This window comes from Mycobacterium sp. TH-M15, assembly GCF_057473705.1.
In genome coordinates this window covers 1-2,917 of record NZ_JBYCLB010000177.1, presented here as the reverse complement: position 1 = coordinate 2,917, position 2,917 = coordinate 1, and the positions used below count along the sequence as shown (strand labels likewise).

Here is a 2,917-nt window from a genome sequence, read left to right as displayed (position 1 = left end):
GACCTGGCCAAACGGGACATCGCCAGGGGGCACCAGGCGGTGGTGGTCGAGGGCTACACCGACGTGATGGCGATGCACCAGGCCGGTGTCACCACCGCGGTGGCCGCCTGCGGCACCGCGTTCGGCGACGAGCACCTGGCGATGCTGCGCCGGCTGATGATGGACGACAACTTCTTCCGCGGCGAACTGATCTACGTCTTCGACGGCGACCAGGCCGGTCGAGCCGCCGCGGTCAAGGCCCTCGACGGCGAGCAGCAGCTGGCCGGGCAGTCGTTCGTCGCGGTGGCCGCCGACGGCATGGACCCGTGCGATCTGTGGTTGGCGCACGGCGACGAGGCACTGCGCGACCTGGTGGCCCGGCGCACCCCGCTGTTCGAGTTCGCGATCCGCAACGCGCTGGCCGAGACGGACCTGGACACCGCCGAGGGCCGGGTGGCGGCGCTGCGCCGGTGCGTGCCGATGGTCGCCCAGATCAAGGACCCCACGCTGCGCGACGAGTACGCCCGTCAGCTGGCCGGCTGGGTCGGCTGGGACGACGTCGCGCAGGTGATCGGCCGGGTGCGCGCCGCCGGGCGCGGCCGAAGGGCCGCTGCCGGGCATCACCCGGCCCGGGAGACCTCCGCGGCGGTGCCCCGGGTCTCGCGCCCCGAGCCGGCCGACCCGGCCCTGTGGCCGCAGCGCGAGGCGCTCAAGGCGGCGTTGCAGTACCCGGCGCTGGCCGGGCCGGTCTTCGACACGTTGACCGGGGACAGCTTCACCCACCCCGGCTACGCGGCGGTGCGCGCCGCCGTCGACGCGGCCGGCGGAACCGGCGCCGGGCTCACCGGTGCCCAGTGGATCGAGGCGGTGCGTGGGCAGACCAGCTCGGAGCTGACCACGGGGCTCATCCACGAGCTGGGTGTGGAGGGCATCCGCGTCGACGACGACAAGCTGCCCCGCTACATCGGCGGTGTGCTGGCCCGGCTGCAGGAGGTATGGGTCGGCCGGCAGATCGCCGAGGTCAAATCCAAGCTGCAGCGGATGTCACCGGTCGACCACAGCGACGAGTACCACGCGCTCTTCGGCGACCTGGTCGCCATGGAGGCCTACCGGCGCAGCCTGCTGGAGCAGGCCAGCGGCGACGACCTGACCGCATGAGGCGACCGGTTCAGTTCCGTTCCGGCCGCTGCGGCTCCAGCACGCTGATCTCCCCGTCGATCTGGGTCAGGGTCACCATCTTCTGGTCCGGGGAGACCCGGTTGGCGATCATCCGACGTCCGCCGTGGATCAGTGACTTGATCGCGGGGTTCGCCGTCACCGCCCGGTAGGTGCCGACGATCTGCTCGTAGCGATGCCGGCCCGCCTTGGTGCCCAACACGTAGCCCAGCCCCAACACCACGACATAGCGGATCAAAGCGGTCCCTCCAGACGACGCTGCGGTGACTCCATCGGGTCCATCCTGCCTCACCCACCGGCCTGCCGTACGCTAGAGTCGCTGTCGTCCCGATGCGGACAGACAATCCCCAGTAGCTCAATTGGCAGAGCATTCGGCTGTTAACCGAAGGGTTGGTGGTTCGAGTCCACCCGGGGGAGCCGGACACCGCTGCCGCCAGCGGCTCGCTGGCGGCTCCGTCACTGCAGCCGGGGCAGCGTGGCCGGGCCGGGCGGCTGCGCCGGGCCGGCCGGCGGACGCGGCGCGGCCTGCTGAGCGGGTTGTCTGACCTGCGCCTGGGCGATCGCGTTGATCAGCGGGTTGGCCGCCATCATCTCCCGGCGCTCGTCCTCGGTCATCTGGTAGAACGCCCACGCGCCCCAGGCGGCCGGCCGCACGTACACGGTGACCTTCTGGCGGCCGTTCTGGAAGACGGCCGGAATCGCGACCGCCCGGTCCTCCGCCGCCGAACCGGCCATCTCCTGGGCGATCCGGTCGACCTCGGCCGACTCGTGCAGCTCGTAGGTCGGCGACTGGCCGAGCTTGTTGGGCGGCCCTTGCAGCGCGAGGAACCACGCCATGCTGGTACTCCTTTGTTGTTCGGACATCGATTTTTGTTGTTCGGACATCGATTCCGGTCGGACGTCGATCACGACAGCCTAAAAGGGGCGGCTCGCCGGCGGTCACTAGGCTCTCGGTTGTGCGGGCACTGCCGATGTTCGCGATGCTCACGGCCCTGGCCGGCGCCGTCACCGGCTGCCTGTGGCGACCGGCGGCCCCGCCCGCTCCGCGGTCGGATCCGTGCGTGGACTCCGGCGTACCCACCCCGGAGCAGCTGCTGTTCTTCGACCGGGACACCCCGCTGGGCAGCCCGACACCGGACCCGAAGTCCTACACCACCGTGCTGGCGTCCGGGCAGGACACGGTGACCGAATTCTTGGGCGCAAGCCTCGGACTTCAGGCCGGGGTTAGCCCATCCGGTGTGTCGGCGGGCGGAGCCCGGCGTTCAGAGTGGTCGGGCTTGTCCGTCGATGTATTGCTTGATGATCGACAGTGGTGCGCCTCCGCAGGAGACGGCGAAGTAGGACGGCGACCACAGGTGGCCACGCATGCGGGCGCGCACGCAGGTGCCGGTGTATTCGCGGCGCGCCGCGTGCGTGGTGCGGCCTTTGAGGCGGCGGGCGGGGTCGCAGATTGCCAGGGTGGGCGGGTAGGCGACGAGCAGGTGGACGTGGCCGGTCTCGCCGTTGAACTCGACCAGTTCGGCGTCGAGTTCGCCGCACACGGTGCGCATGGTGTGCTCGGTGAAGGTGAGCATGGCGTCGGTGAACAGTTTCCGCCTGTATTTGGTTACGAACACCAGGTGGGCGTGCAGTGCCGACACAGTGTGCCGGGCGCGCCGATAGGTCTGGGTTGTCAGGGGTCGGCCTTACGGTGTTGGTGTGTAGATGGGTAACGACTACCATGGCGATCCGACACCGGCGATAGCGTCGCCGGTCGCCGGTG

4 protein-coding genes and 1 tRNA gene are annotated in these 2,917 nt (G+C 70.1%); 2 read left to right on the top strand and 3 right to left on the bottom strand.

All coding sequences use genetic code 11. The features are described 5' to 3' along the window. A partial coding sequence (locus AC2VNT_RS04195; RefSeq protein ID WP_486945653.1) for a DNA primase occupies positions 1 to 1,137 on the top strand: 1,137 nt, incomplete at its 5' end. 10 nt (positions 1,138 to 1,147) lie between these two features. On the opposite strand, the gene AC2VNT_RS04190 is transcribed toward AC2VNT_RS04195, so the two are convergent. Beyond that, the gene (locus AC2VNT_RS04190) at positions 1,148 to 1,393 is read right to left on the bottom strand and encodes a hypothetical protein (protein WP_486945652.1); all 246 of its coding nucleotides are present in this window, start codon (positions 1,391 to 1,393) and stop codon (positions 1,148 to 1,150) included. Positions 1,394 to 1,499: 106 nt separating this feature from the next. On the opposite strand from AC2VNT_RS04190, the gene AC2VNT_RS04185 reads away from it, so the two are divergent. Further along, a tRNA-Asn gene (locus AC2VNT_RS04185) sits at positions 1,500 to 1,572 on the top strand. Between the two features lie 39 nt (positions 1,573 to 1,611). On the opposite strand, the gene AC2VNT_RS04180 is transcribed toward AC2VNT_RS04185, so the two are convergent. Together AC2VNT_RS04180 and tnpA are read right to left on the bottom strand one after the other, a co-directional pair. Beyond that, the gene (locus AC2VNT_RS04180; protein ID WP_486945651.1) at positions 1,612 to 1,992 is read right to left on the bottom strand and encodes a hypothetical protein; all 381 of its coding nucleotides are present in this window, start codon (positions 1,990 to 1,992) and stop codon (positions 1,612 to 1,614) included. 425 nt (positions 1,993 to 2,417) lie between these two features. Next, complete coding sequence (tnpA, locus tag AC2VNT_RS04175) at positions 2,418 to 2,831, bottom strand: IS200/IS605 family transposase (protein WP_486945654.1); 414 nt, start codon at positions 2,829 to 2,831, stop codon at positions 2,418 to 2,420. Positions 2,832 to 2,917: the final 86 nt, after the last annotated feature.

What these genes read in the sequence shown, in the direction of transcription:
- AC2VNT_RS04180 (WP_486945651.1), bottom strand. Translation starts at nt 1,992, where the DNA reads ATGGCGTGGTTCCTCGCGCTGCAAGGGCCGCCCAACAAGCTCGGCCAG.